This is a genomic window from Mycolicibacterium sichuanense (genome assembly GCF_033741125.1).
Classification (GTDB): Bacteria; Actinomycetota; Actinomycetes; order Mycobacteriales; family Mycobacteriaceae; genus Mycobacterium.
Genome location: NZ_JAWQPU010000001.1, coordinates 769,115 through 795,862, shown reverse-complemented (window position 1 = coordinate 795,862; position 26,748 = coordinate 769,115). Strand labels below are relative to the sequence as shown.

Here is a 26,748-nt window from a genome sequence, read left to right as displayed (position 1 = left end):
CCGCCCGCGGCCCGCCTCGCCAATACCTTAACACCTGAACAGATGAATGTATGGACAGATGTTGCCAGTGGGTCCTAAGCTCCCGACGGGACGTTCCGCGACCACCGAAAGGGTCTCCATGGCCGACTACACCCTGCCCGACCTCGACTATGACTACGGCGCGCTCGAACCCCACATCTCGGGGCGCATCAACGAGCTTCACCACGGCAAGCACCACGCCACCTACGTCAAGGGACTCAACGACGCCGTCGCGAAACTGGAGGAGGCCCGCGCCTCGTCCGATCACGGCGCGATCTTCCTCCAGTTTCGCGACGGCGGTGACGAGCCCATTGGTGAGCTGGCCGCCGCCATCGACGACCAGTTCGGCTCGTTCGACGGGTTTCGCGCGCAGTTCACCGCGGCGGCGAACGGGTTGCAGGGTTCGGGCTGGGCGGTGCTCGGCTACGAGCCCCTCGGCGCGAAGCTACTCACCTTCCAGCTCTACGACCAGCAGGCCAACGTACCGCTCGGCATCGTCCCGCTGCTCCAGGTCGACATGTGGGAACACGCCTACTACCTGCAGTACGAGAACGTCAAGGCCGATTACGTCAAGGCATTTTGGAACGTCGTCGACTGGGCGGACGTCCAGGGCAGGTTCACTGCGGCCGTCACTGGCGGGCCATCGCGAGATTGAAGCGCTCTTCGGCGGTGATGAGGTGGTCGTGGCCATCTTCACCGATGTCGAGCTGCACCCATTCGATGCTGCCGCTGAAGCGGTTGCCAGTCGGCCCGTAGTCGGGTGATGCCGGGGACCCGGTGTCGCACCCCACGTCGCATGCCTCGTCGGCCGAATAGCCCATGGGTTGGGTCTTCTCGACGCGCCCCGACCCGACCCGTCTGCCGTCGTAGAACAACGCGACGTCGCCACCCTTGGCCAGACCGCCGCCGTCATAGGTGAACTCCATGCGCAGCTGGTGCTTGCCGGCCGGGATCGGCTCGTCCGCGGCGGTGATGTAGTACTCGATGCCGAAGAAGTTGAAGCAGTACTTCAACCGTCCCTCGTGGGCATAGAGCGACCAGCCGCCGACACTGCCGCCCTGGGTCACGATGACTCCGCTGGCGCCGGACTCCGGCACGTCGACGTTCGCGGTCACCGTGTAGGACTTGTTCTTCAGGGTGAGCACGCAGTTCTCGCTGACCCGCATGCCGTCGAACAGCAGTTGGGTGTTGCCCTTGATGAGCTGCGGGCGCCCGGCGATGTCGGGGTTGATCCGTTCGACGCCACGATCGTCCAGCGGCACGACGTCGTACTTGACGGCTTCGATCAACCAGAGCCGTTGCAGCTCGGCGAGTTTCGCCGGGTTCTCGGCACTGATGTCCCGCGCCTGCGTCCAATCCCCCGGGCCGTAGAGCTCCCACACGTCCTCGTCGAAGGGCGGCGGGGTACCGGTCTCCCACGGCGTACGGTGCTTGGTCACCGCGGTCCACCCCTGGTGGTAGATACCGCGATTGCCGAACATCTCGAAGTACTGGACGACGTGCGTCTCCGCCGCGTCGCCATCCCGCAGGGTTGGCAGCATGCTGACTCCCTCCAGCGGCGCCTGGGTGATGCCGTTGACCGCCGCGGGGGCCGGTAGACCGGCGGCCTCCAGGATGGTGGGGGCAACGTCGATCACGTGGTGGAACTGATTGCGCAACCCGCCCTTGTCGGTGAGCCCGTTGGGCCAATGCACGATGGTTCCGTTGCGCGTCCCGCCCCAGTGTGAGGCAACCTGTTTGGTCCACTGATACGGCGTGCAGAGCGCATGTGCCCAACCGACGGCGTAGTGGTTGTAGGCCTGCGGGGTGCCGAAGTCGTCGATCTTGGACAGCAGGAACTCGGTGGTCTCGATGCCGCCCATCCCGTTGAGGGAGGCCATCTCGTTGAAGCAGCCGTTCATGGTGCCCTCGGCCGATGCACCGTTGTCGCCGATGATGTAGTAGATCAGGGTGTCGTCGAGGAAGCCAAGATCGTCGATGGCATCGATGACCCGACCGATCTCGTGGTCGGTCTGCTCCAGGAATCCGGCGTAGATCTCCATCTGGCGCGTCAGTACCGGTTTGAGCTCGTCGGGCATGTCGTCCCAGGCCGGGATCTCGTCGTGACGGCGCGTCAGCTCGGCGTCGCCAGGAATCACGCCCAACTCCTTTTGAGCGTCGAAGATGTTCTGCCGCAGCTGATCCCAACCTGCGTCGAACTCCCCGCGGTACCTGTCGGACCACTCGGCGGGAACGTGATGCGGCGCGTGGGTGGCGCCGGGTGCGTAGTACATGAAGAACGGCTTGTCCGGAACGAGCGCCTTCTGCTGGCGCACCCACGTGATGGCCCGATCGGCGAGGTCCGCGTTCAGCGTGTAGCCCTCCTCGGGCGACTTCGGCGGTTCGACGGCCGAGGTGCCCTCGTACAACCCCGGGTAGTACTGGTTGGCCTCACCGCCGATGAAGCCGTAGAAGTACTCGAAGCCGGATCCGGTGGGCCACTGCCCGAACGGGCCCGCCGGCGAGACCTCCCACACGGGTACCTCGTGGCACTTGCCGAATTGCGCGGTGGAATAGCCGTTCAGCCGCAGGGTCTCGGCGATCGGCGCCTTCTCCTTGGGACGGATGCTGCAGTTGCCCGGTGCCGACGTCGCCATCTCGGTGATCGCGCCCATGCCAACCGAATGGTGGTTGCGTCCGGTCAGCAGGGCCTGCCGGGTGGGTGAGCACAACGCCGTGGTGTGGAAGCGGTTCAGCTTCACTCCGCCGGCGGCCAGGCGCTCCGCGACCGGGGTGCGGCACGGGCCGCCGAACGCCGACGACGCGCCGAAACCGACGTCGTCGATGAGTACGACGAGCACGTTCGGTGCGTCCTTCGGGGGCCGCAACGCAGTGATGGGCGGATAGCTGGTGTTGGGGTCCTTGGCGTCGTAGGTCGTCAATCCGACGTGCTTGGGATCCGGGATCGGCAGGTGATCTCGGGAGACGGGAGTGGCCATGGGTGCCCTTTCTGCTCAAGACATGGACCAGGTACGTGGGGCGCCGACTCGCGGAGGCGGCGGTTCGAACGCGACACTAGGCCGAACGGCTCATCGGAGGACGTCGTTCAATCGAATATCAGGAAGAGCCCGGCCGTGCGCGCCAAGCCACCGGGTCAGGAGCGGACACCGGACCGAATGATGGGACGGCACCAGCAGAAGACGTCAGGATCAGGTTCGGCGACAGAGTGATTCGGAACGTCGGTCACCGAGATCTCGCATTCACTTGGGGGTTTCTGTAGTGATCGACACGGTAGTGTAGTGATCACTACGGGGTCAAGGGTGAAAGTCGAGGAGTGACGCGATGGTCGAGAACAAGCCGCGGCGACAGCGCGCGGACGGTGCCCTCTCCCGGCGCCGAATCCTCGACGCGGCCACCGAGATCGCCGCCGAACGGGGATACGAGGGCACCAGCATCGGCGCGGTGAGCGCGAAGTGCGGGTTGCCGGCCAGTTCCATCTACTGGCACTTCAAGGACAAGGACGACCTGCTCGCCGCCGTCATCGAGCGAAGTTTCGGAAAATGGCTCACCGCATGGGAATTCCCGGATGGCGACGTTCCTGCCGAACGCCTGATCGGCGCGGCCCGCCAGATCGCGAAGGCACTCACCGATTCACCCGACTTCATCCGGCTCGGCCTCATGCTGGGACTGGAACGCCGCCCCGTCGAACCACGGGCGCGCGCGGTGTTCGTCGAGGCGCGCGGCGAGGCGTTCCGCATCCTGGCGGCGGCAATCGAGGAGCTGGTGCCCGGCCTGGCCCAGGTGCACGTCGACCAGGTCACCACGTACGCGATCGCAGGGGCCGACGGATTGTTCATCGCCGGGGAGATCGCCGGGGACGGCCTGGACTTGACCACGCTCTTCGAGCTGCACGCCCGCGCGCTGTACGACATGGCGGTGCGGCTCAGGGCCGAACAGGACCGCTGAGCGAGCCGGACGGACGGCGGCAGGCCATTGAACCTAGGCGCTAGTGGTCTCCAGCCCCGCGAGCAGCGCGCGCCGGCTGGCACGAACGTGTTCGCGCATGACGCGCTCGGCGCTGTCGCCGTCCTTGGCCAGGATGAGGTCCAGGACGTGATGGTGTTCGCGGTCGGACTGCAGGGGCCGACCCGGTTGGCTCAGTGAGGTATTCACCAGGCGCGCGTAGGCCAGCTGGTTCATCAGCGTGCGGTAGTGGGCTTCGAGCTTGCTGTTGTCGGCGCCAGTGATGAGCAGGTCGTGGAATTCCTCGACGAGTTCGGCGTACCGGGTCTTGTCGTCAGCGGCGACGGCACGATCGGCCTGCCGCAGGTTCTCCTCGAGCTGGTCGATCTCTGGAACGCGGCCGCGCTGGGCCAGCAGCCGCGCGGCGGCCCCTTCGAGGAGTTCCTTCATCTCGAAGAGTTCGGTGATCTCGCGTCGCGACGGTGTGGTGACGAACGTGCCGACCTTGGGTCGGATCTCCACCAGCCCTTCGGTTTGCAGCTGTTTGAAGGTCTCCCGCACCGGCGTGCGGCTGACCCCGAATTCTTCGGCGATGGCGAGCTCGGAGATGTTCACGCCGGGGCTGATCTCACCGGCGATGATGCGGCGGCGAACCTCGCTGATCAGGCGCGCCTGGATCGAACCGTTGCCCGAGCCGTTCTTGGTGCTCACCGCGATCCCCTCACGTGCCGTTGGCGTCATCCCAGCGCGGCAAGGGTACCGCCGTGGAAGAACGCTCCGGCGCTGTAGATCATCGGGTCGCGGTCGGTGACCTCGGCGTGCACCACCCGGCACATGAAGACGGTGTGCGTGCTCGCCTGCAGACGCTCGCGGATCTCGACTTCCATCCTGGCGGCGCTGCGGGCGATGAGCGGGCTGCCGAAGGGGCCCGCCGTCCAATCCAGCCCGGCGAACTTGTCGTCGGACTTCACCGCGAATCGCCCGACCACGTCGAGTTGATCGATGGACAGGATGTTGATCGCGAGGTGCCGGGCCGGGAACAGACAGTCGTGCGTCGATGACGAATGCTGCACTGCCACCATCACCGTCGGCGGTTCCAGCGAGATGCTGGCGAAGGCGTTGACCGCCAGGCCGCGGGGCGTGCCCTCGTCGCTCACGGTCACCACCGTCACCCCGGTGACGAACTGACGGTTGACGCGCTTCATCGTCTCCAGCATTGGCCCGTCGCGCTCGAGCGGGGCCGGGGTGCCCGCCGCGGCGCTCACTGGTCCTGCCCCACCGAGATGATGCCGAGGGCCGACAGCAGGGTCCTGGGATCCCATGTCACCGACTCCTCGACGATGCGGCCGTCCTCGAATCGGGCAAAGGTGGCCCCACTGACGGTCACCTCCCGCTTGGTGGCCGGGATGCCGAGGAAGGAATGACCGTGGTGGCCGCTGCTGCGCCAGCGGACTGCCGCCTGCTCCCCCTCGACGACGATCTGGTCGATGGTCGTCGTCAAGTCGGGGAAGGCGGCCCGGGTGGCGGTGATCGACGCCTTGAACTCCTCGCGGTTCTGCACGTCACCGGAGGCGCCGACGCGGCGGTAGTCGGGGCTGAGCACGTCGTCGAGCGCGTCGACATCACCGTGGTCCCAGGCGGCGGTCCAAGCGTCGACGATCTGGGTGCGAATGGTCTCCGGGGTGAGCATGGTCTCGTCCTCTCCTTCGGCGATTCAAGCGCCGTGGCTGATGGTCGTGGTCGCCGTGGTGCCGACGGTCTCGCCCTGGATCACTTCGGTTGCGGGGCTCGACTTCTTGCGGTGCCACAGCGGCGGCAGTCGGTAGGTGGCCAGGTAGGCCACGGAGCCGACCCCAAATCCGACGAAGTAGGACAGGTCACCCCACCCGGGGTGGGCCTGCGCCACCGGACCGACGAAGAAGGACAAGGTCCAGAACGGAACCGAGGCGAGGGTGCCGACGAGCCAGGCGACGAAGCCCCATTCGAGGATGCGGCTGGCGTCGTAGAGCTCGGCGATGCGGGCGCGGTCGTGGCGGCGGCCCAGGACGTAGTCGAGTAGCAGGACCGCTCCGAAGGGTGCGATGAGGTAGGCGCCGACGAACAGGAAGGTCTTGAACTTGGCTTCGAAGCCCTCGTCGGCCCACAGGCTGATCAGGTAGGCGGCCACGCAGATCACGATCACGGCGGTGCGCCGACTGACCGGAATGCGCAGTGTCTGAACGGAGATGGCGCCGCCGTAGACGTTGAGGAAGTTCTGCGAGAACGACGAGATGAGCACGACGAGCAGGGCCAGCGCGTGGAAGGGCCCCGTCAGGCGGAACAGGGCCTCGATCGGGCTCTCCCCCGTCGCGGCCGAACTGCCGAGCAGCGCGCCCGCGATGCCCAGCCACGACAGCGAAAGGAAGTTGCCGGCGAAGGTCCACACCCCGGTCGCCCGGTTCACGCGGTCGTCGTCGGGCAGGTAGCGCGAGTAATCCGAGGCGAAGGGCCACCAGGCGATCAGGAAGGACAGGAAGAACCCGGCGAAGGTGATCCAGCCGCCGGCGTCGCCAATCCAGTACGGGGCCTTCGGGTTCGTGTCGAAGCCACCCTGCCAACCGCGGGCCACCGAGACGATGGTGATCATCAGGAAGCCGAAGAACAGCACCACGGCCAGGATGCGCTCCAGATAATGGATCATGTTGTAGCCGTAGATCGCGACGACGAGCTGGATGCTTACCAGCACCGCCGCGCCCAGCCAGAACGGGATCGCGGGCACCAGCGCCTCCAACGCTTGCGCGCCGAGAATGACAGTGACTGCGGCCCAACCGATTCCGGCGAAGACGTTGACGTAGGCGACCGGAATGAAGTTGCCGAAGAACCCCAACGGGCCGCGGGCCTGAATCTGCTGGGCGACGCCGAGGCGGCCACCCATCCGCGACAGCACCCCCATCACCACCGAACCGACGAACGACCCGGCGACGATGGCGGTGACCGAGGCCGTCAGCGAGAGCCCGTAGCTCACCGCCAGGAAGCCCAGCACCATGATCGGGAAGTTCATGCCAGCGGCGAACCAGATGAAGAACTGCGAGCTGGCCTTCCCGTGACGTTCGGAGTCGGGGATGGCGTCCACTCCGTACGGTTCGATCGCCGCCACCTTGTTGCGATATCCGAGATCGGGCGCGGGTTCACCGGCCGACGTGTTGGAGAACTTGGTCATGAGGTTCCTCGTCTTGACGATGGGATTCCGTGCTCCGCGGCGACGCTACCGCTGTTGCATACAACAGAATGTAAGGGTCGTCACATCGGGTGTCAATGGCCAGTTTGGCCTTCCGCCCACCTTCGGCGCGGAGGGCAGGCACTCGATCCGGGGATTCTTTGCGTATTGGCCGGTGAACGGCATCTTTACTGCTTGCCTGACCGCCACCGGTCATCCGTCCTCATTTCCGCCCTTGACGCGGGTACGGCCGAGTTCTAGTGTCTGTTGTATGCAACATGTCGATCCGCGGACCATTGGTCTCCGGAAACTCGTCACCTACCGTGAGTCGGTGATCACCGAGGCCGGCGCCGTCGCGGCCCGACCCGCCGTGCAAGCCAGCATCGCCGCGGTGATCCGCAATCCCTGGGCGGGAACCGGGCCAACGCACGATCTGTTCGACGAAGCCTCCCGCATCGCGCCCGTGCTCGCCCGATTGCTGACCGACCGGCTGGTCGACGTCCTCGGCGGCGCCGACGACGTCGAGGCCTTCGGCAAGGCCGCCATCGTGGGCAGTCGCGGCGAGATCGAGCACGGCGGGGCACTGATCCACACCCCGTTCTTCGGCAACCTGATGCGCGAGTTCCTGGGTGGCGAGTCGATCATCTGCTTCTCCGACACCCGGGCCGAAGCCGGTGAGACCCTGGTCGTCCCGCTGTGGCACAAGACGAAGGCCGCCACCCGCGACTACTACCAAACCGTCACCACCCGGGTGTCCGACGCGCCGTGTGCCGACGAGATCGTCGTCGTCGCCGCCGGATCGACCGGCCCCCGTCCCCATCCCCGCATCGGCGACCGATCGACCGATCCCGCCATCACCGTCAAGAGTCTGGAGAGTGCGCTGTCATGAAGGTCCGCAAGATCGTCACCATCGTCGAAGAGATCCGCACCGAGGGCGGCCGTGAGGTCTTTCCGCCGGCGCGCATCGCGGTCGTCGCCGCGGTTATCGAAAACCCTTGGGGAGGAAGGGGATTCGTCGAAGATCTCAACCCCGGCATCGATGCGACGGCCTCGGACCTCGGCGCCCTGCTGGCACCTCAGGTCATCGACGCCCTGCAGGGCGAGCCGGAGGCCTACGGCAAGGCCGCCATCGTGGGGCTCGACGGCGAGATCGAACACGGTTCCGGGCTGATCCATACGCTGAAGTTCGGCGATCACTTCCGCAAGGCCGCCAACGCCACCACCCTGCTGCCCGCGGTCGAGAAGCGCGGACCCGCCGGTGTGCTATTCGACATTCCGCTCAAGCACATCACCGACGCCACGATCCGATCGCATCACCAGACGGTGGAGGTGCGCATCGCCGACGCGCCGCACGCCGACGAGATCGTCGTCGCCCTGGCCGCCGCCGCCCAGGGTCGTCCGCAGCAGCGGCTGGCTCCGCTGTCCACCGAGCAGTAACGGGTATCGAGGTGAGCACGCCGACGCTGGTCCTGCTGCACGGAGTGGGTCTCGACAGCTCCGTGTGGGAGCCGGTGACCGACCTCCTGTCGGGTCGGGCCCGCGTGGTCGCCCTGGATCTGCCCGGGCACGGTAACCGCGAACCCGTCGGCGACGACGTCACGCTCACCGATCTGGCCGACGGGGTGGCAGCCGACATCGAGGCTGGTTCCCACCTCGTCGGGTTCTCCCTCGGCGCGATGGTCGCCCAGCATCTGGCGATTCACCGTCCCGACCTGGTCGCCTCGCTGACCTCGGTGAGCTCGGTGTGCCGGCGGACCAACGAGGAGCGGGCCGCCGTGCTCGCCCGATTGCATTCGGCCGAAACCGATTACGACGCCGGCATCACCGCCTCCCTACATCGCTGGTACGACGGGACGGGCGTCGACGAGGCCCTGATCCGCCGCACCCGGGACGTCCTGGCGTCCAACGACCGCCGCAGCTTCGTCAACTGCTACCGGGTGTTCGCCACCGCGGACACCGAGCTCGCCGATCGCCTCGGCGACGTCACCGTTCCCGCGCTGGCCGTCACCGGGCAGTGCGATCCGGGATCCACCCCGGAGATGACCCGGCGCCTGGCGTCGGCCATCCCCCGCTGCGAAGCCGTCATCATCCCCAACGCCCGCCACATGCTTCCCGTCGAGCGACCGGGCGAGCTGGCCGAGGTCCTGTCCACATTCGTCGAAGGATTTGCCCATGTCTGAGCGGAACAGGTTGCAGCACTTCATCGATGGCAAACCCGTCGAACCGGAGTCCGGTGCCTACTTCGAGAGCACCAACCCCGCCACCCGCGAGGTGCTCTACGAGGCGGCGCGAGGCACCGCCGGTGACGTCGACGCCGCGGTGAGATCGGCGCGATCGGCGTTCGAGGATCCCCGCTGGCGCGACCTGAGCCAGACCAAGCGCGGCCATCTGTTGCGCAGGCTCGGCGATCTCGTCGGGGAGCACGCCGAGGAACTGGCCAGGTCGGAGTCGTTGGACAACGGCAAGCTGCTTCGCGAGATGCGCGGCCAGCTCACCACGCTGCCCGAGTACTACTACTTCTACGCCGGGCTCGCCGACAAGATCAACGGGTCGGTCATCCCGACCTCCGACCGCCGCGTGCTGAACTACACCTCCCGCGAACCGCTGGGCGTCGTCGGCGCGATCACCCCGTGGAATTCGCCGCTCACCCTGACCACCAGCAAGCTCGCGCCAGCTCTGTGCGCGGGAAACACGGTGGTGATCAAGCCATCCGAGTACACCTCGGCGACCGTGTTGCGCTTGGCCGAACTCGCCATCGAGGCTGGCTTCCCACCGGGCGCGGTCAACGTGGTGACCGGATTCGGGGTCGAGGCGGGCCAGCCGCTCGTCGACCATCCCGCTCTGGCCAAGATCTCGTTCACCGGATCGACGGCGACCGGTTCGCGCATCGCCGCTGCCGCAGCGGGCCGCTTCATCGGCTCGACCCTGGAGCTGGGCGGCAAGTCGCCCAACATCGTGTTCGACGACGCCAACGTCGCCAACGCGGCCACCGGCGTCGTGGCCGGCATCTTCGCCGCGGCGGGCCAGACCTGCATCGCGGGCAGCCGCGTGTTCGCCCAGCGCGCGGTCTACGACGAGCTGCTGGAGCGGGTGACGGAGCGCGCCAAGAGTATTCGCATCGGCAATCCCCTCGCTGACGACACCGAACTCGGCCCACTGGCCTTCGCAGACCAGCGCGACAAGGTGGCGTCCTACGTAGACCTGGGTCGCTCCGAGGGGGCGCGGGTGCTCACCGGCGGCCGGGCGACCGACGCCGGCCTTGGCGGGTACTTCTACGAACCCACCGTGCTGGTCGACGTCGACAACGACATGCGCGTGGTGCGGGAGGAGATCTTCGGCCCAGTCGCCGCCATCATGCCGTTCGACACCGAGGACGAGGTCGTCCGCCTCGCCAACGACACCGACTACGGGTTGGCTGCCGGAGTGTGGACCTCCAATCTGGCTCGGGCACACCGCGTTGCGGACCGCATCGAAGCCGGCACCGTGTGGGTCAACACCTACCGAGCCATGTCGCCGATGTCACCCCGGCAGGGCTTCAAGAGCAGTGGCGTCGGCGTGGAGCACGGCACCGAGACCATCCGCGAATACACCCGGCTGAAGAGCATCTGGATCAACACCGACGAAGGACCCGTGCCCGACCCCTTCGTCATGAGGAGCTGACATGCCGCTCGTCGAAGTCACGATCGGAGCGGGCCGCACCCCCGAACAGGTCCGCGCGCTGATGCGAGAAGTGCATCACGCCGTGCTGCGGACCGTGAACACCGCATCCGAACACATTCGCGTCGTCGTGCGCGAAGTACCCAGAGACCATTGGGCGACGGGCGATGTGACCCTGACCGAACTCGACGCCCAACGCCACCAGAGCACGCCAGAGGAGCAGTCATGAGATTCTCGTTGTTCGCCCACATGGAGCGGTGGAACGAAGACGTCAGCCACCGCGAGCTATTCGAGAACCTGGCCGAGCTGACCCTGATGGCCGAGGCCGGCGGGTTCGGCACGGTGTGGATCGGCGAGCACCACGCCATGGAATACACCATCTCGCCGAGCCCGATGCCGCTGCTGGCCTACCTCGCCGGCAAGACGAGCACCATCCGCCTCGGTGCCGGCACGATCATCGCGCCGTTCTGGCATCCGATCCGCGCAGCCGGCGAGTGCGCGCTGCTCGACGTCATCAGCAACGGCCGGGCCGAGATCGGAATCGCCCGCGGGGCCTACCAATTCGAGTTCGACCGGATGGCCGGCGGGTTGCCCGCGACCGACGGTGGCAAGCACCTACGCGAGCTGGTGCCCGCGGTGCGCAAGCTGTGGCAGGGTGACTACGCACACGACGGTGACATCTGGCAATTCCCCACCTCGACCAGCGTTCCGAAGCCCATCCAGCAGCCGACACCACCGATGTGGGTGGCCGCCCGCGACCCCGACTCCCACGACTTCGCGGTGCGCTCGGGCTGCAACGTGATGGTGACGCCCCTGATGAAGGGCGACCAGGAGGTGGTCGACCTGAAGGGCAAGTTCGACACCGCCGTCGCCAACCATCCCGACGTCGCGCGTCCGGAGATCATGGTGCTGCGCCACACCCACGTCCACGCCGCGGAGGATCCCGACGGCTGGCGCCCTGCCGCCGAGGGCATCTCGAAGTTCTACCGGACCTTCGATGCCTGGTTCGGCAACAAGACCGCCCCGGTCGACGGCTTCCTCGAGCCCAGTCCCGAGGCGAAGTTCGCCGAGCGGCCCGAGTTCGAACTGGAGTCACTGCACCGCACTGCGATGATCGGCACGCCCGACGAAGTCATCGAAAGGCTGCGCTTCTACCAGGACCTCGGCATCGACGAGTTCAGCTTCTGGTGCGACAACAGCCTGCCCCACGAGGAGAAGCGCAAGTCCCTCGAATTGTTCATCAAGGAAGTCGTTCCGGCATTTCACTGAGCACCCCACACGCACCCAGGAGTAGTCATGGCCATTCGAATCAGCGCAACCGACCTGCGCGACGCCTCGCGTAAGTCCGCCGCCATCCGCGCCGACGCGCAGGCTCGTGGCGCCGTCGCCCCGGAGATCCTCCTGGACGTGAAGGTCGTCATCGAACACGACGCCGCCACCGCCTTCGCGGCGCTGGATTCCATCGAGACGGCGCACGTGCGCTACGTCGGAACGGCCCGCGGCCTGGCCGGTTTCATCGCCGACGTCCAGCGTCTCGGCATCGCCGATGGGGTCGTGCTGCTGACCGCGCGCCGGGATCACGTGATCGGGCTCGTCCTCGACGAGATGGCTCCGGGGCTGGGTGCCCAACGGGCAGCGTGAGTTCGCCTGCCTCGCCTTCATCCTGACTGGTCCCACCCGGCCTACCATGATCCATGGGCGTTTGCTGGGCGAGGGTGAACCGCATCGGTGCACTGGTGTTGGTGATGGGACTTCTCCCCGCGTGCTCGGGTGGTCGTTCGACGACGCCGACCCAGCCGTCACTCCCCCATCCGCCGCCGGCCGTCGCGGGAATCGACGACACGGTGACGGTGCGCTGGGGCATGGCCGACTCGTTCGACGTCCTGAGCGACGGGACGTGCGCGGGCAGGAAGTACTTCGAAGGTCTCCGCGGTGGAGCGCGGGCGCAGCTGTTCGGCAACACCACCGGCTTCTGGGACGAGTCGGTGACCACTGCGGTGGTCGAGCACCGGAACTACACCGGCGGCCAAGCGCTCTCCGACGACGGCGTGTACTGCGTCGTGGCGGCCGTATTCACCCCCGCCATGCCCGACCCACACGGCTACACGTTCAAGCTGCCGGGAACCACGCAGCAGCTGGACCGGGTGGCTGTCGGCGGCCGCCCGTTCGGCCAGCGGGATCGCCCGGGGTACGGCACCTACTACTTCGGCGCCCAGACGTGCCCCAGCCTGCTGGACCCTCCCGACAAGGACTGCTGACCGCTACCTGGGGATCTTCTTAACGAATTCACGGCAAAGGCAGAGCGGCGCGCTCAGGTAGGGACGCGACACTGGGCGGCATACCAGCCGAAGAGGCGTGAACCACACGGAGGCCCGACGATGGCGAAGACCACTACCGGAGTCGGAAACGTCATCGATCTTGGTGCACACCCGAAACGGCAGTCGGCTCGCCAACGTTCCCTCGAGCTGGCCGAGGCGATGCGCAGACATCCGTCATACCAGGGTCTTTCACTGGTTGACGCGAGAGACCAGGACATCGACGAGTCCCGGCTCCTCGAGCGTTCCGGACTCTCTGCCACGGCGCCGTCGTTGCGCCTGGTCCGGGCCGTCAACGTCGGACGCGGCCCGCAGCCGATCCCCTCACCCCTCGCAGCGTGCGAAACCGCAGGTATGCAGCGGTAACTGCGCCCGGCCCAATTCGCTGGCACGCAGCACGTTAATCTGGCCTACACGGCGCAGTGCCGCGTTTGCTAGGAGGAACTACCATGCGTACTTTCAGCGTGGCCGTGCTCGCCACGGCTGCCGCCATCCTCGGTTCGTCTGGCGTGGCGGTGGCCGCGCCGAAGGACTACTGCGCCGACCTCAAGGGCGGCAATACCGGCAGCACGTGCGAGATCCAGCTCTCCGACCCCGCGTACAGCGTGGACATCAGCATTCCGCAGGACTACCCCGACCAGAAGTCGGTCGCCGACTACGTCTCCCAGACCCGCGACGCGTTCCTCAACACGGCCAAGTCCGGTGCACCGCGCACGACGCCGTATTCGTTGACCATCACGCCGTCGGAGTACACCTCGTCGGTTCCCCCGCGCGGCACGCAGGCCGTGGTGTTCAAGGTGGTGCAGAACCTCGGCGGCACGCCGCAGACGACGTGGAAGGCGTTCGACTGGGACCAGACCTACCGCAAGGCGATCATCTACACGGCCGCCCCTGACGACAAGGCGAATACGCCGCTGTGGCGGGTGGACGATCCGTTGAAGACCGTCGCGCCGATCGTCCAGACCGAACTGCAGCAGCAGCTGGCACCGCCGCCGGTCGCGACTCCCGCCCCGACCACCCAACCGGGACAGCCGGCGGCGACCACGACTACGACCACGACGGCCACGCCAACCACGACCACGCCGGCACCTGCGCCCGCGCCGCTGCCGTTCGCGACGGCCGCGCTGTACAACCCGGCCAACTACCAGAACTTCGCGGTGGTCAACGACGGAGTGATCTTCTTCTTCGACCAGGGCGTGCTGTTGCCCGCCTCGTACGGGGCGGTGCAGGTGCTGGTGCCCAGGTCGGCGATCGACCCGATGATCGCCTAGCGTCCCCCGATCAGGTCGTCGGCTCCGCCGCGGGTGCCGACAGGATGGCCTGTAGCCGCGCCAATGCCGGAACGGCCGCGGTGATGGCGGCCCGGTCCTCGGCGGTGAGTTGCGCCAATGCCTCGGCGAGGATGCGGCGGCTGGCGCCGTCGTAGCGGCTCAGCAGATCCGCGGCCCGATCGGTGGCACTGACGTGGACGACCCGGGCATCCCGCTCGCCGCGGTCCAGGGTCAGCAACCCGTCGCGTTTGAGCGCCTGGATCAGGTTGCTCACCGTGGGGCGGGCCAGCCCGAGCCGCTCGGCGATGCCGCCGGCGGTGATGCTCGGTTGGGCCGCGACCGTGCGCAGGATCTCGATGTGCGCCTCGGGTAGATCGGGCAGGCCCTCTATGGTCCGGGTGGCCCGCAGCACCGCTCGTCGCAACGGACCCAGCAGCGGCGACAGCGCCGCCGCGGCGGAGTCGTTCTTCGATCGCGTCACATATGTTCCTTACAAAACTATTTTGCAATAAACTCATCTTATGACCACCGAACCGACCGCGCACTCCACCGACGACCTCGACGGCCTCGTGGGATACCGCTACATCTACACCTACGACAACGGGTGGCAGTACGAGATGTACGTCAAGAACGCCACCACCATCGACTACCGCATTCACACCGGCCACGTCGGAGGCCGATGGGTGCGCGACCAAACCGTCGACCTGGTCGCCCTGGCGCCCGACGTCTACAAGATCTCGTGGACCGAACCCACCGGCACCAGCGTCGTCGTGAACGTCATGCCCGCGCTGCGGCGCCTGCACGGCACCATCTTCTTCCCCGACTGGATCCGCACGCACGGCGAGCGCACGGTGCTCTACCAGAACGACCACCTCGACGAGATGCGCGCCTACCGCGACGCCGGCCCCACCTATCCGATCTACGTGGTGCCCGAGTTCGCCGCCATCACCCTGTTCGAGTTCGTGGGCGCCGACGATGAGACGATCATCGCCGTCGGACCGGAGGAACTGCCCGCCGGGTTCGCCGACCGCACCAACTAGCGGAGCATCGCCGCGAACGGTCCGAAACCTGGGCATCCGCGCAACGCCGACTCAGGTCCGGACGAGACGGGCGTGCCGCTTCATCCCTCCCCGAGTCGGACGAGCCGCTCACGCAGTGCCGATGAGCTTCGTGATGCCGCGCATGACAGTACGGCTTGCGGCGCGCTGGACGTGCTCTGCCCACGTCGGCTGCGGCGGCGGTTGGGCGCGACCGAGCCGTGGGAAGAGAGCCAGGGCGTTGGTGCGTTCGATGCCTGCGTGACTGAGGATGAAACGGATGTTCGGATACTCGCGACGGATTCCGTTGCGCACCAACAGGTACGCGGCGCGTGTGGTGTCGAGGAGGAAGTCGGCCGCGAAGGGCAGCACGCCCGGAATCACTGGCCCGGGCAGGTCGGCGGGGTGGATGAACACCACCGCCGAGCGGGAATCGAGGGCGGCGAACAGGTCGTCCTGACCGTCCCGGCCGAGATAGGTGCCGGCGCTGTTGGCCAGCAGGACCACCCCGTCGGCGTGTAACTCGTCCAACGACCGCACGACCTCGGCGGCGGACTCCCGGAAGTGCGGCATGGGGATGGTGGCGAAGAACCCGAACCGGTCGGGCTCGGCGTCGACGAGGCCGGCGGTGTAGTCGTTGAGGTCGCGGGCCAGTGCGGCCGCGTCGGCGGCGGCGGGCAGGAACGTGGTGCCGGGGGTGGACACCGACAGGATCGCGGTGCTGACGTCGAGGTCGGCCATCGTCTGCAACGAGGTCTCGGGGCTCCAATTCGGGAGCGCACGGCCGCCGGCATCGTCGATCCCCCTTCGCTGCAGCACCTTTCGGTACTCAGGCGGGATGAGGTGGTGGTGGGTGTCGATGCGCATGCGTCCTCGTCGCCTCTAGGTGCGGATGGTGGTGCCGGCCAGGGCGGGCACGGTGTCTTCGCGGTGTCGAAGCGAACGTGCGCCGGTCTTGAATTGGGCGAGTCTGTCGATGACGGTCTGCCCGACCGGGGAGTGCCCCCAGATGCTGATCCCCTGGTGGGTGGTGGGTTCCCAGGTAGTTTCGTCGACCACGATGGGGTTCCAGCCGACCTCCCATTCGAAGCCCGACGGGGTGACCGCGTAGAACGACAGTTCGCGGTCATTGGTGTGCTGCCCGATCGCCAAGGCCATGTCGAAGCCCAGCGCACCGACGCGTTGATAGCAGTCGACCATGCCGTCGAGTTCGGCGGCTTGAATGTTGAGGTGTTGCACGCGGGTGCGGACCGGGTCGACGGGCAGACCGCGCACGGCGGCGATCGCGACGGAGTGGTGACGTTCGTTGACGCGCAGAAACCGGATCTTGAACTTGACGCCGCTGATCGTCTCGTCAATGTAGTCCGACAGCCGCGCGTCGAACACGGTGTCGTAATACCCATGCAGCTGAGCGGGTTTGGTGGACGTGATGGCTACGTGCCCCATCCCGGCGGCACCGGTGACGAACCCGCCGTGGCGGATCCGCGGCGGGGATGCCGTCGTGGCGGTGGTGAAGATCTCCTGGGTCAATCCCTTGGGGCCGGGGAAGCGCAGCAGGCGCTCCACTCCCCGCAGGGCGGCTTCTTCGTCGGTGCCCTCGGCGATGGGGACACCGGCGGTGGTCACTCGGTGGATGATCTCGTCGAACGTGTCGTGGTCGTCGAGGTGCCAGCCGATGGTGGTGACGTCCTCGGCCGCGCCGCGTTGAAGCAGGAAGCGACATTCGTGTTCGTCGAGGCGGAAGCGCAAGTGTTCGGTGGAGAGTTCGTCGCAGTGCATGCCGATGGCGTCCTCACCGAAGCGGCGCCAGTCGGCGAACTTCTCGGTCTCGATGACCAGGTAGCCCAGGTGCGCCTTGCCGAAGACGTTCATGCGCTCAGAAAGGCGCGGGTGACGCCGTTGAAGAAGTCGGCGCGTTCCCATTGCACCCAGTGCCCGGCGTTGGCGGCCAGCAGCAGGTCGCAGTTGGGCATGGTGTCGGCCAGCGTGGAGCCACCACTGGGTCGGTTCACCTTGTCCGCGGTTCCCCACACCACCAGCGTCGGGGTCTGCAGGTAGGCCAAGCGGGGGTCGCGGGTGAAGTCCATCCGCCACAGCGTCCGCATCGCGGTCGGGCCGGAGGGGCGGCGCAGCGGCGGGTTCGCGATGACTTCGGGTTCGATGCTGGACTCATAGCGGGCGTCGATGACCCCGGCCGGCACGGATTCGCCGTCATGGACCAGGTATTCGCGAATGAACGTCTCCAGCTTGTCCCGCGACGGCCCGTCGCCACCGTAGTAGGCCAGCAGGCTCCGCAAGCCGGCGGTCGGCAGGGCGCGGGTGGCGCCGATGCCGCCGGGTCCCATCAACACCATCCTCTGAACGCGGTCGGGGGTGTCCAGTGCCAGACGCAGGGCGCACGCCCCGCCGTAGGAGTTGCCGACCAGGTGCGCGGTGTCGACGTCGAGTTCGTTCATCAATCCGCGGATGCCGTTGGCGAGGTAGCCGAAGGGGTCGGTGCCGTCGACGCCCTTGGTGGAGCGGCCGTAGCCGGGCAGATCGGGCACGATGACCCGAAAGTGCTCGGCGAGGGCGTCGATGTTGCGGGAGAAGTTCGACACCCCGGAAGCGCCTGGGCCGCCGCCGTGCAGCAGCACCACCGCAGGGCCAGTACCGGTTTCGGCGTAGAAGATCTGCTTGCCGCCGACGGTGACGGTGTGCTCGGTCAGGGTCGACGTGGTCATGCGAGGACTCCGTTGCAGATGGAGAGGACGGGGGCTGCCGTGGTCGCGCCGGAGAATCCGGCGGGCGGGCCGGGTAACGAATCATCCGATGTGGCGGCGGCATAGACGAATCCGTCGGGCCGCACCACCAGTGCGGCGGCGTTCTTGTCGGCCATCCAGTCGAGGAGGGTGGCGCCGCAGTCGCGAACGCCGTCGCCGGGGATGGCGTCGTGCGGTCTGGTCAACCGGATCACCCTGGCCCCGACGTCCGCCCAGGCGCGTGCACCGGCCGGGAGTGCCCCGGTGTGCAGGACGGTCCACGTGCGGTCCAGGATGTCGTCGAGGCGCTTGGTGCTGCCGTCGCTGCCAATCACCCAGGGCTGCGGGATCTGCCACCCGACCGCACCGTGACCGCTGTTCGCGAAGAAGCCCGCGTCGTAGTGCGCGTCCGGGATCCACCACAGTCTCTGGCCACGGTCCACGGCGCCGGGGATTTTGGTCAGTGCCCGGACCGCGTGGTTGCGCAGCGCGACGACGGCGCGGCGGCGTTCGGTGATGACGCGGCCGACGAGCACGGCGCGGCGGGTGACCTCGGTGACATGCGGTTTGCGTTCGGCCTCATAGGAATTCAGTAGTGTCTCCGGGGCGTTCCCCTGTAGCACGGCGGCGATCTTCCAGCACAGGTTGGCGGCGTCGCGCACTCCGGCCGACATCCCCTGTCCGATCCAGGGCGGCATGGCGTGTGCAGCGTCGCCGGCCAGGAAGACGCGTCCAACGCACCAGCGGTCGGCGACGCGGACGTGATGGCTGTAGACCACCGCGCGCAGGATCTTCACCTGCGCTTCGGTGACACCCTGCTCGTGCAGCACCTCCCAGATGGCCTTCTCGGAGGTCAGCGTGGCCTCGTCTCCGCCGGCGCGGACGGGGAACTCCCAGCGGTGATGACCCAGCGGGGTGGGACAGTCCACGGTCGGGCGGTCGGGGTTGCAGTGAAAGCGCAAGCGGTCGTGCCCATCCCATTCCTGCAGCACCTCGGTGTCGATGACCACCCAGCGTTCGGCGTAGGTGCGACCGGAGTAGCCGACGCCCAGTGAACAGCGAGTCGGGGAGGATCCGCCGTCGGCGGCGATCACGTAAGACGCACGGACGCGGACGAGGGTGTCGGTGCTCGCGTCACCGACGAGCAGCTCGACGTGATCACCCCGATTGGCCACGCGCAGGCATTCCCGTTCCAGGAGCACCTCGACGTTGGCGAAGCGCTCGACGCCTTCGCGCAGCACGTGGTCGACGGCGGGCTGGTAGATGAACTGCTGTGGTGGGTGGCCGCAACCGCGTGCGGTGATGGTGGTCTCCATGAACGGCACCCCGGCGGAGTCGACGAACGCGATGGGCCGGTCGGGCAGCATGTCAGCCTGCAACCGGTCGGCCAGACCGACCGACTGCCACACGCGCAGCACCTCTTCGTCGGTGGAGATGGCGCGGGCGCGTGCGTAGACGTCGGGGTCACGCTCGATGACCACCACGCGCAGGCCGAGTTGGCCGAGCAGGTTGGCGGCGGTGGCGCCGGTGGGGCCGTAGCCGATCACCGCCACGTCGTAAGTCGGGACATCACTCATCGAGGTCTCACTTCGTCCGATCCCCTATTCGAGGATTGCACCTGTAGTGATCGCTACGGTAATGTAGTGATCACTACGGAGTCAAGGGTTGGATCGAAGGGGACGAAGATGGCAGGGGGCGAGGCGCCCAGGCCGCGTCGCAGGCGCGCGGACGGGGAACTGTCGCGGGAACGCATCCTCGACGCCGCGACCGAGATCGCCGCCGAACGCGGGTATGAGGGAACCAGCATCGGAGCGGTCAGCAAGAAGTGCGGCCTGCCGGCCAGCTCGATCTACTGGCACTTCACCGACAAGGACGACCTGCTCGCCGCGGTCATCGAACGCAGCTTCGCGGACTGGTTGGGCGCCTGGTCGATGCCCGACCACGGCACCGCGCACGAGCGTGGCACGGCTGTGGCCACCCAGATCGCGAAGGCACTGCAGGATTCACCCGACTTCCTCCGGCTCGGTCTGATGTTGGCGTTGGAACGCCGCCCCGTCGAGCCGCGGGCCCGCACGATGTTCCTTCGAGTCCGCGCCCAGGCCCACGAGGTGCTCTCGGCCGGCATCCGCACCCTGACCCCCGGCCTGACCGATGCACAGGTCCAACAGCTGGCCACCTACGCCATCGCCGCCGCCGACGGCCTGTTCATCGCCAAGGAGATCGACGGCGACGGCGTCGACTTGATCGCATTGTTCGAGATGCTCGGCCGCGCCGTCTTCGGCAACGCGGCCGTCATGGTCGCCGAGAACACCCGATGAGCCCCGCCATGCCGTGATGGGCGATGTACCGCGGTCGCCTGACTGGCCGACGCGCCGGCCGACTGCGGCATCAACCGGCCCCCGAAAGTCCCCGACGGCCGTTTTGCCTACTAGCGGGGACAGGATCCGAATCTGCGACCTCTGGGTTATGAGCCGGGTACTGGAGCCTTTGCCTTGTCCGCTTCATCGCATACCTGCAGATCAGAGCCCATGAGCTGTTTACTCAGCCCGGTGACGTTGCATGGCTTTCAAGCTGTTTCGCAGAATTTCGTTCCCAAATCGGTTCCCAAATACGCAGCATCTCGCGCCCTGTAGCGCGGCCGTTAACGGTCACGACTCTGCGGCGAGATGGTGCGAGGTATCTCGTTAAGTTCAGGACGCGCTCTTCATCTTCCGCGAAGTCACGTCACGTGTCGGCTCGTGGCCGAACGGCGTCGGGGTCGGTTGCCGGGAGCATGAGGACCGAAGACATTGCTCCATCAACGGTGAGTGTCGTTCCAGAAATGTAGGACGCTTCGCGGGACACGAGGAAGCTGATCGCGTCGGCAATCTCCTCGGGCTCCCCGAGTCGATTCATGGGAGCTTGGCGTTCGAGGCGTTCGCGCGCGGCCTTGGGGTTTGATGCCGTCTCGAGGGACGCCTGGAGTGCGCGGGTCGCGATTGCCCCGGGGGCAACGGCGACAGCCCGAATACCCCGAGAACCGTAGGTAACGGCGATATTTCGGACGAGAGCCTCGATGGACGCTTTGGTCATTTCGTATATTCCTGAGCCCGATGCCGCGTGGCGTGCGTGGACGGATGAGACGGCGACGATCGTGCCAGCAGTTCCCGTGGCTTCCCAGATGCGAAGGGCTTCGATCGCACCCCACAGCATGCCCAGTTGGTTGATGTCGATGAGCCTGCGCACGTCGCCTTCCGAGACAGTGGCAAGGTCGTAGTCAGTGGCCACGCCCGCGACACCTACCCACGCGCCAAGCGGCGCCAGCTGGGCGGCGGCCGCGCAGGCCTGCTCGTGGACTGCCCGCAACGAGACGTCGCCGTGCACCGCGACCGCGCGATGGTCGGCTGCGACAAGCTCGTCGATGAGTCCTTCAAGAGCAGCGGCATTGGTGTCTACGCACGCCAGCGCCCAACCGCTTCGTGCGAGATGCTTGGCGGTGGCGAGGCCGATACCAGAGGCAGCACCGGTGATCACCGCGCTACCGACACAATCGTTCACTCTCCGATCCCCTATGGCCGTGTCGCTTGTAGGAGAGCGGCCAGGTAAGGCTCGGAGTTTTCCTTCAGGCGATCGGTCGGAGCCAAGATGGTCAGTGCAAAATCCGTGCCGTTGTAGTCGATGGACGCCGCCATGCACGTAAGGCCGGGGATGAATTCCTCATCGTCCATCGTCCATCCGTTAGCCGCGGCTCGCTCGAGTTCCCGTTCGAGCGTGGCGCGCCGCGTGATCGTATTCTCGGTGAACTTCTTGAGGTGTAGATCCTTGAGAACGCGATCGCGTTTCTCGGCGTCCGCGCGTGCCAGCAGAATCTTGCCGGCGGCACGCGCATGTACGGCACCGCGCTGACCTACTTGCACATCGGCCACGCGGACGGTGTGATCGCCCGATTCCTGCGCAATGAGCACGACGTCGTCGCCGGACCATGTCGACAGAGAGCACGTCTCCCTGGTCGCTCCCCGGAGTTTCTTCAGGCGTCGTAGCACGGCTTCGGGTGGAGTGAATTGGCGTTCATAGCCATCGATCAGAGGAGGGATCGCGCTGCCCAGCCGATAGCGTTGACTCGAATCCTGCTCGACGTACCCAACCTGGCGAAGGGTATGCAGCAGGTGATACGTCGTCTGGGGTGAAACGCCGATGCGACGACTCAACTCGGCAGCGGTCAGATCTCCGTCGCTTGCAGCGACCTCGGACACGATGGCGAGGCCTCGCGCCAAGGACTGGATCCGGAATGAGCTTTCGGTCACCGTGTTCCTTTAGCGTTGAAGAGTGTTACGGAGAGAATAACAGTTTGATACATCACCCTCCGGTTTGGCAATGCCGATCTCCAGTCTCATTCATCGCAATATGATGTCTTGCATCAGAGTGCGAGAAGTGATTACCTTGGTGCCGTTGCCACGCGAAGCCTCGGCTGTTCTGGCGCGGATGAGTCCACTACTGGCGCCAACCGAATCGATCGTTGAAGGAGTAAGAATGGCAACCGCTATCGGCCAATCTAGAACGGTGCTCGTCACCGGCGGAGCCAGCGGAATCGGCCTCGCGACCGTGACGAAACTGCTCAGCGGCGGTACGGAGCGGTGTGCAATCTTCGATCTCAACCCGGACCCTGCCGTCGTCGAGCATTTGTCGGATCAGTTCGGTGCCTCGCGCGTGACTGCTTTGTCCTGCAACGTCTCTGATCAAGAGGCGGTCGCTCGGGCTGTAGGCAAGGTCGTCGAAGCCGGACCGATCACTGGCGTCGTCAACTGCGCCGGCACCTTGCTCGCCAAACCGAGCCTGGACTTGACGTTGGCCGACCTCCACAAGCTCTTCGACGTCCATGTCGCGGGGTCCCTCTTCGTCGCGCAAGCGGCAGCGAAGATTTGGATCTCGCTGGGAGATCCCGGCGTCATCGTCAACGTGAGCTCGGTGGCTTCGACATTCGGTTGGCCCGGTCGGTTGCCGTACCCAATCGCCAAGACTGGCGTCGAGGCGTTGACGCGCACCCTTGCGGTGGAATGGGCCCGCTGGAGAATTCGTGTCAATGCCGTCGCGCCGGGCTCCGTCGATTCCCCCCTCATGGCTGAGGGGCGCCGACCGGCTGGCGTGAAATCCCTTGAGGAGGTGGCGGATCGCCATGCGCTGGGTCGGGTAGCGGCCGCGTCCGAGGTCGCGGCGGTAATCGCCTTCCTGCTCTCCGAGCAGTCGTCGTTCATGACCGGCACGGTCGTCCCGGTCGACGGAGGTTTTAACATCACGAAGGATTCTGCGAAGGAGTTGGCACAGTGAAGCGAGTAGTAGCCAAGGCGCCGTGGGTCGCTGATTGGGCGTATTCACGCGCCACCCGCATCGGGCCCCTCATCGAAGTCGGCGGCACCACCGCGGGCAAGCCCGATGGAACCATCGAAGGACCAGGCGATCTGTACGCGCAAACGGCCTACGCATTGTCGGTAGTGCTTGCCGCCGTTGAAGAACTCGGCGGCAAAAAGCATGACGTTCTGCGCACGCGAGTGTTCGTGCGAAACGTCGAGGATTGGCGCGAAGCCGGCAGGGCGCACGCCGAGATGTTCGGCGAACATCTACCCACGAGCTCTTGCGTCGGCGGCCTGCAATTCCTCCATCCGGATCTGCTCGTGGAAATCGAAGCCACCGCGTACGTGCAGGAGCATTAGCAGGTGCAGCTCGACGAAGGGATCCTCGATCTGCGGGTGACGCGCGCCCAGGTCGACGTACTACGCTTCGCGATGGATCCTCCCCTTCAACTTGCGGGCCGGTCCATCAACGCCAGAGAATACGTCGTACTCCAAGTCACCCTCGAAACGGGAGTCACCGGGACGGCCTACGTGCTCACCCGGGGCCAGTCCATTGGTGCGGCAGCCGAATCCGTAGCTCACCAGGTGCTTGGATGCACACTGGCGAACCTGTTTTCACGTGACGTGGATGGACGTGGCACGTCTGCGGACCAGCGGGCGCGGGCTGTGTTGGACAACTGTGCATGGGACCTCGCCGGTCAGTTACAAGAGGTTCCCACGTGGAAATTGCTCGGTGCTCCCCGTACGCACCAGCCCGCGCTGCTCGTCGCCGGCTATCGGCGCCACGGGGAAGGTAACGAGGTGATGGCCCGCCGCCTGGTGGGGTGGCGGGACGTTGGGTACCGATCGGTCAAGATTGCCGCGGATCTGCGGGGCGATTCGACGGCACGGTTGCTCGCCGAGATCCGAAGGCTCGCCTCTGTCGAGGATCTCGAGGTGATCGTGGACTTGGGGTTCGCCGGGCGCAACGTTGAGCAGATCGTTGAGGCCACCCGCGCGTGGAAACCGTACGGCATCACCTGGGTCGAGGACCCAGTGCCGGTTGGATCGGCAGGAGACATCGCCGAAATATGTTCCGCTGCTTCGCTTCCGATTGCCGCGGGCGACGAAGCCTCCCCCGATGAACTGCTTGGGCTACTCGAAATCGGCGCCGTAGACGTCCTTCGCGCCGACTCGACGACAGTCGGGGGCCTCAGCGGCCTCCGCGACCTCGTCGCGCGCGCCACCGTGCCAGTGTCCTTGCACGTGTACCCCGAGATCCATCGCCACGCCGCTCTGGTCATGGACACGGACAGCCCCGTCGAGATCTTCCCACCTGGCGACGCCTTCGACTTCGTTGATCGATTCATCCACTGCGAAGAATCAACGCTCGTCGACGGCGGGTTCCTCCCACCAGCCTCTCCCGGATTGGGTCTGCGGTACCAGCCGGAGTCATTGCTCGACAACGTCGTTCGATCGATGACGTTCACGACCGATTAGCACGAGGACGTCATGTGGTTGAGCTGGTAGGTCGGGGCTTCTCCTTCACCGAAGGTCCGCGCTGGCACGAAGGCGCTTTGTGGTTCTCCGACTTCTACACACATAGGGTCCTTCGCTGGGATGGCGCGACGTTTCACACCGTGTGCGAGGTGGCCGGTCAGCCCTCGGGATTGGGATTCACCCCCGCTGGAGAACTGCTGGTCGTCTCGATGATCGAACGGCGGCTATTGCGTTTGCGGGCGGGAGCCCTCGATGTCGTGGCAGAACTAGCAGACCATTGCCCCGGCCTCGCCAACGACATGTGCGTCGATGCGGCGGGGCGGGCTTACATCGGCAACGACGGCCCGCTCAACCCCCTCAAACCAACGGTACTCGTCCGAGTCGATCCCGACGGCGCAGTCGTCGTCGCCGCTACCGACGTGGTCACCCCCAACGGCGTCGTCCTGTCGCCAGACGGAAAGCTCCTGCTCTTGGCGGAGTCCTTCGCAGGTCGAATCAGTGCATGGGACGTCCGAGCCGACGGTTCTCTTTTGAATCGGCGAGTATGGGCGAACTTCGGCATCCCGCGGCTCGCAAGGACGTTGACCGAAGCGCGCAAGCACCTGCTGATGATCACCGACGGCATCACGCTCAACGCCGCGGGCAACCTGTGGATCGCCGATGCTGCCGGTTCAGGCGTGTGGTGCATCGCCGAGGGGGGAAACGTCGTCGATCACGTCGACACCGGCCAGTACACCGCCTACTCGGCCGTCCTCGGCGGTGACGATGGGCGCAGCTTGTTCATCACCGCCGGGCCGGACCTCGACGACATCCATGAGGATGGCCGTGATCAGTCGGTTATCCTGGTAGCCAGAGTCGACGTGCCCGCTGCGGAGGTCTGACGCCGCCTCAGAGAGGCGCACTCCGTCGTTCGCCGAGAGCAAGAGCCCGTCAGGACGTGGCGAATTCGCGGTAGTGACGGGCGGCCTCGACGAGCCACGGGAACACTGGGTCGAGTTCCATGTGCCACTCCGGGTGCCACTGCACCCCAAGAACCGGGAACCCCATCAGCTCAATCGATTCGACGCTTCCGTCAACGGTGTGGCCGGTAGCGAGTACGCCGGGACCACACTCCTTTACCGCCTGGTGATGCAGGGAGTTCGTTTGAGCTGAGTCGCCGTAGATCTCGCGGACAAGCGACTGCGGGGTGAAGGTCACGACGTGGTTGGTGTGGCCCGGGGTCGGTGGCGCCTCTTCGGCGGCGTGAATGACTGTGTCGATGGGGATGTCCTCGACCAGGGTGCCGCCCAAGGCGACGTTGAGGACCTGATGTCCTCTACATATCCCGAGGACCGGGAGGCGCCGTTCAACCGCTGCGCGTACCAGCGCGATCTCGTAGACGTCGCGTTCGTGGTCATGGACATTGGCGTCTCGCCGAGGATCGGCGTCAGCGTCGGCTAGGGCGGGGTCGCCTCCCCACACGTCGGGATGGATGTCTTGCCCGCCGGTCACCAGGAGTGCGTCCAGTCGGTCGATCACGCCGGAGTCTGACGACTCAAAGGGCAGGAGCACCGGGATGCCGCCCGCTTCGAGGACACGTCGCCCGTTGTCCGACCAGTAGACGTCGACGTGTAGGTCGTGGAACCGCGGGTGGTAGCTGAGCACGCTCCCGGCAGCCAGCCGGCGACCAGTGATACCGATGAGCGGCTTCATGATTGCGCTCCGCGGAGGAGTGAATTACGCCGGAATTGTGGTTGATGCACGGTCAGCTTTCCTTGTGTGCGGG

At 66.3% G+C, this 26,748-nt stretch carries 30 protein-coding genes; 17 read left to right on the top strand and 13 right to left on the bottom strand.

All coding sequences use genetic code 11. The features are described from left to right. Positions 1-118 precede the first annotated feature (118 nt). On the top strand, positions 119-673 hold the full coding sequence (locus SBI80_RS03815) for a superoxide dismutase (protein ID WP_318973077.1): 555 nt from the start codon (positions 119-121) through the stop codon (positions 671-673). Here the strand turns inward: SBI80_RS03815 and SBI80_RS03810 are convergent. Further along, a complete protein-coding gene (locus SBI80_RS03810; RefSeq protein ID WP_318973076.1) occupies positions 648-2,996 on the bottom strand; it encodes an arylsulfatase in 2,349 nt (782 codons plus the stop codon). The genes SBI80_RS03815 and SBI80_RS03810 overlap by 26 nt on opposite strands. A 343-nt stretch (positions 2,997-3,339) precedes the next feature. On the opposite strand from SBI80_RS03810, the gene SBI80_RS03805 reads away from it, so the two are divergent. Next, on the top strand, positions 3,340-3,963 hold the full coding sequence (locus SBI80_RS03805; protein ID WP_318973075.1) for a TetR/AcrR family transcriptional regulator: 624 nt from the start codon (positions 3,340-3,342) through the stop codon (positions 3,961-3,963). Between the two features lie 33 nt (positions 3,964-3,996). On the opposite strand, the gene SBI80_RS03800 is transcribed toward SBI80_RS03805, so the two are convergent. From SBI80_RS03800 to SBI80_RS03785, 4 genes are read right to left on the bottom strand one after another with little or no spacing between them, the layout of a single operon-like run. Then, the gene (locus SBI80_RS03800) at positions 3,997-4,671 is read right to left on the bottom strand and encodes a GntR family transcriptional regulator (protein WP_318973074.1); all 675 of its coding nucleotides are present in this window, start codon (positions 4,669-4,671) and stop codon (positions 3,997-3,999) included. 26 nt (positions 4,672-4,697) lie between these two features. Further along, positions 4,698-5,225, bottom strand: a complete 528-nt coding sequence (locus SBI80_RS03795; RefSeq protein WP_318973073.1) for a flavin reductase family protein — start codon at positions 5,223-5,225, stop codon at positions 4,698-4,700. Next, entirely contained in the window at positions 5,222-5,650 is a 429-nt protein-coding gene (locus tag SBI80_RS03790; protein ID WP_318973072.1) for an ester cyclase, read from the bottom strand. Before SBI80_RS03790 ends, SBI80_RS03795 begins: the two co-directional genes overlap by 4 nt. A 24-nt stretch (positions 5,651-5,674) precedes the next feature. Next, entirely contained in the window at positions 5,675-7,159 is a 1,485-nt protein-coding gene (locus SBI80_RS03785) for a purine-cytosine permease family protein (RefSeq protein WP_318973071.1), read from the bottom strand. A gap of 268 nt (positions 7,160-7,427) precedes the next feature. On the opposite strand from SBI80_RS03785, the gene SBI80_RS03780 reads away from it, so the two are divergent. From SBI80_RS03780 to SBI80_RS03740, 9 genes are all read left to right on the top strand, one after another. Beyond that, entirely contained in the window at positions 7,428-8,045 is a 618-nt protein-coding gene (locus tag SBI80_RS03780; protein WP_318973070.1) for an amino acid synthesis family protein, read from the top strand. Continuing rightward, positions 8,042-8,593 carry an amino acid synthesis family protein gene (locus tag SBI80_RS03775; RefSeq protein WP_318973069.1) on the top strand — a complete coding sequence of 184 codons (552 nt, stop codon included), beginning with the start codon at positions 8,042-8,044 and terminating at the stop codon, positions 8,591-8,593. The genes SBI80_RS03780 and SBI80_RS03775 overlap by 4 nt, the downstream gene beginning before the upstream one ends. Positions 8,594-8,604: 11 nt before the next feature. Then, positions 8,605-9,336: an alpha/beta fold hydrolase gene (locus SBI80_RS03770; RefSeq protein WP_318973068.1), complete on the top strand. Its 732-nt coding sequence runs from the start codon at positions 8,605-8,607 to the stop codon at positions 9,334-9,336. Further along, complete coding sequence (locus tag SBI80_RS03765; protein ID WP_318973067.1) at positions 9,329-10,816, top strand: aldehyde dehydrogenase; 1,488 nt, start codon at positions 9,329-9,331, stop codon at positions 10,814-10,816. Before SBI80_RS03770 ends, SBI80_RS03765 begins: the two co-directional genes overlap by 8 nt. A gap of 1 nt (position 10,817) precedes the next feature. Then, positions 10,818-11,042 (top strand): tautomerase family protein, encoded by a 225-nt coding sequence (locus SBI80_RS03760; RefSeq protein WP_318973066.1) that lies wholly within the window; start codon positions 10,818-10,820, stop codon positions 11,040-11,042. Then, positions 11,039-12,082 (top strand): LLM class flavin-dependent oxidoreductase, encoded by a 1,044-nt coding sequence (locus tag SBI80_RS03755; protein WP_318973065.1) that lies wholly within the window; start codon positions 11,039-11,041, stop codon positions 12,080-12,082. The genes SBI80_RS03760 and SBI80_RS03755 overlap by 4 nt, the downstream gene beginning before the upstream one ends. Positions 12,083-12,109: 27 nt before the next feature. Continuing rightward, on the top strand, positions 12,110-12,454 hold the full coding sequence (locus tag SBI80_RS03750; protein ID WP_318973064.1) for a hypothetical protein: 345 nt from the start codon (positions 12,110-12,112) through the stop codon (positions 12,452-12,454). 74 nt (positions 12,455-12,528) lie between these two features. Beyond that, positions 12,529-13,071: a hypothetical protein gene (locus tag SBI80_RS03745; protein WP_318973063.1), complete on the top strand. Its 543-nt coding sequence runs from the start codon at positions 12,529-12,531 to the stop codon at positions 13,069-13,071. A gap of 506 nt (positions 13,072-13,577) precedes the next feature. Next, entirely contained in the window at positions 13,578-14,399 is an 822-nt protein-coding gene (locus SBI80_RS03740) for an RsiV family protein (RefSeq protein WP_318973062.1), read from the top strand. Between the two features lie 10 nt (positions 14,400-14,409). Here the strand turns inward: SBI80_RS03740 and SBI80_RS03735 are convergent, their stop codons facing one another. Next, positions 14,410-14,880: a MarR family winged helix-turn-helix transcriptional regulator gene (locus SBI80_RS03735; RefSeq protein WP_318973061.1), complete on the bottom strand. Its 471-nt coding sequence runs from the start codon at positions 14,878-14,880 to the stop codon at positions 14,410-14,412. 40 nt (positions 14,881-14,920) lie between these two features. Between SBI80_RS03735 and SBI80_RS03730 the strand changes: the two genes are divergently transcribed. Further along, entirely contained in the window at positions 14,921-15,439 is a 519-nt protein-coding gene (locus SBI80_RS03730; protein ID WP_318973060.1) for a phenolic acid decarboxylase, read from the top strand. A 108-nt stretch (positions 15,440-15,547) separates the two neighbouring features. Here SBI80_RS03730 and SBI80_RS03725 read toward each other — a convergent pair whose 3' ends face one another. The 4 genes from SBI80_RS03725 to SBI80_RS03710 are packed head-to-tail and all read right to left on the bottom strand — an operon-like array spanning position 15,548 to position 19,754. Further along, the gene (locus SBI80_RS03725) at positions 15,548-16,303 is read right to left on the bottom strand and encodes an amidohydrolase family protein (RefSeq protein ID WP_318973059.1); all 756 of its coding nucleotides are present in this window, start codon (positions 16,301-16,303) and stop codon (positions 15,548-15,550) included. Between the two features lie 15 nt (positions 16,304-16,318). Further along, positions 16,319-17,308: a VOC family protein gene (locus tag SBI80_RS03720; RefSeq protein ID WP_318973058.1), complete on the bottom strand. Its 990-nt coding sequence runs from the start codon at positions 17,306-17,308 to the stop codon at positions 16,319-16,321. After that, on the bottom strand, positions 17,305-18,159 hold the full coding sequence (locus tag SBI80_RS03715; RefSeq protein ID WP_318973057.1) for an alpha/beta fold hydrolase: 855 nt from the start codon (positions 18,157-18,159) through the stop codon (positions 17,305-17,307). Before SBI80_RS03715 ends, SBI80_RS03720 begins: the two co-directional genes overlap by 4 nt. Continuing rightward, the gene (locus tag SBI80_RS03710; RefSeq protein WP_318973056.1) at positions 18,156-19,754 is read right to left on the bottom strand and encodes a bifunctional 3-(3-hydroxy-phenyl)propionate/3-hydroxycinnamic acid hydroxylase; all 1,599 of its coding nucleotides are present in this window, start codon (positions 19,752-19,754) and stop codon (positions 18,156-18,158) included. The genes SBI80_RS03715 and SBI80_RS03710 overlap by 4 nt, the downstream gene beginning before the upstream one ends. Before the next feature lie 108 nt (positions 19,755-19,862). Here SBI80_RS03710 and SBI80_RS03705 point away from each other — a divergent pair, with 108 nt between their 5' ends. After that, positions 19,863-20,495, top strand: coding sequence for a TetR/AcrR family transcriptional regulator (locus SBI80_RS03705; protein ID WP_318973055.1), 633 nt, complete (start codon positions 19,863-19,865; stop codon positions 20,493-20,495). Positions 20,496-20,901: 406 nt separating this feature from the next. Here SBI80_RS03705 and SBI80_RS03700 read toward each other — a convergent pair whose 3' ends face one another. After that, on the bottom strand, positions 20,902-21,690 hold the full coding sequence (locus tag SBI80_RS03700; protein ID WP_318973054.1) for an SDR family NAD(P)-dependent oxidoreductase: 789 nt from the start codon (positions 21,688-21,690) through the stop codon (positions 20,902-20,904). Positions 21,691-21,725: 35 nt separating this feature from the next. Beyond that, positions 21,726-22,460 (bottom strand): IclR family transcriptional regulator, encoded by a 735-nt coding sequence (locus tag SBI80_RS03695; protein ID WP_318973053.1) that lies wholly within the window; start codon positions 22,458-22,460, stop codon positions 21,726-21,728. Between the two features lie 226 nt (positions 22,461-22,686). Between SBI80_RS03695 and SBI80_RS03690 the strand changes: the two genes are divergently transcribed. The 4 genes from SBI80_RS03690 to SBI80_RS03675 are packed head-to-tail and all read left to right on the top strand — an operon-like array spanning position 22,687 to position 25,864. Next, positions 22,687-23,481: an SDR family NAD(P)-dependent oxidoreductase gene (locus SBI80_RS03690; RefSeq protein WP_318973052.1), complete on the top strand. Its 795-nt coding sequence runs from the start codon at positions 22,687-22,689 to the stop codon at positions 23,479-23,481. Next, positions 23,478-23,864 (top strand): Rid family hydrolase, encoded by a 387-nt coding sequence (locus tag SBI80_RS03685; protein ID WP_318973051.1) that lies wholly within the window; start codon positions 23,478-23,480, stop codon positions 23,862-23,864. Before SBI80_RS03690 ends, SBI80_RS03685 begins: the two co-directional genes overlap by 4 nt. Positions 23,865-23,867: 3 nt before the next feature. Next, on the top strand, positions 23,868-24,983 hold the full coding sequence (locus SBI80_RS03680) for an enolase C-terminal domain-like protein (protein WP_318973050.1): 1,116 nt from the start codon (positions 23,868-23,870) through the stop codon (positions 24,981-24,983). 14 nt (positions 24,984-24,997) lie between these two features. Further along, on the top strand, positions 24,998-25,864 hold the full coding sequence (locus tag SBI80_RS03675) for an SMP-30/gluconolactonase/LRE family protein (RefSeq protein WP_318973049.1): 867 nt from the start codon (positions 24,998-25,000) through the stop codon (positions 25,862-25,864). 49 nt (positions 25,865-25,913) lie between these two features. Here the strand turns inward: SBI80_RS03675 and SBI80_RS03670 are convergent, their stop codons facing one another. Next, positions 25,914-26,675 carry a gamma-glutamyl-gamma-aminobutyrate hydrolase family protein gene (locus SBI80_RS03670; RefSeq protein WP_318973048.1) on the bottom strand — a complete coding sequence of 254 codons (762 nt, stop codon included), beginning with the start codon at positions 26,673-26,675 and terminating at the stop codon, positions 25,914-25,916. Positions 26,676-26,748 lie beyond the last annotated feature (73 nt).